The sequence below is a fragment of the Streptomyces sp. SID5910 genome, from assembly GCF_009862125.1.
Taxonomy (GTDB): Bacteria; Actinomycetota; Actinomycetes; order Streptomycetales; family Streptomycetaceae; genus Streptomyces.
This window is the reverse complement of record NZ_WWHX01000213.1, coordinates 1-428: the sequence shown is the minus strand read 5'-3', so window position 1 is coordinate 428 and position 428 is coordinate 1. Positions and strand designations below refer to the sequence as shown.

Sequence of the window (428 nt, the reverse complement as noted above, 5' to 3'; positions counted from 1 at the left end):
GAGGTGTCGACGGACAAGGTCGACACCGAGATCCCGGCCCCCGCCTCCGGCGTGCTGTCCTCCATCAAGGTCGCCGAGGACGAGACGGTCGAGGTCGGCGCCGAGCTGGCCCTGATCGACGACGGCTCCGGCGCCCCGGCCGCCGAGGCCGCCCCGCAGGCCGAGCAGGTCGCCGAGCCGGCGCCCGAGCCCGCCGCGGCCGCGCCGTCCACCGAGCAGGCCGCCCCGGCGCCCGCTCCCACCGCCGACGCCGCTGCCGGTCAGAGTGGCGGCGGTGCCGCCGAGGGCACGGACGTGGTCCTGCCCGCGCTCGGCGAGTCCGTCACCGAGGGCACCGTCACCCGCTGGCTGAAGTCGGTCGGTGACAGCGTCGAGGCCGACGAGCCGCTGCTGGAGGTGTCGACGGACAAGGTCGACACCGAGATCCC

1 protein-coding gene is annotated in these 428 nt (G+C 76.4%); it reads left to right on the top strand.

Annotated features, from left to right (window positions below):
- Positions 1-428: biotin/lipoyl-containing protein (locus tag GTW67_RS07515; protein WP_346010591.1), on the top strand; the 428-nt coding region annotated here is incomplete at both ends.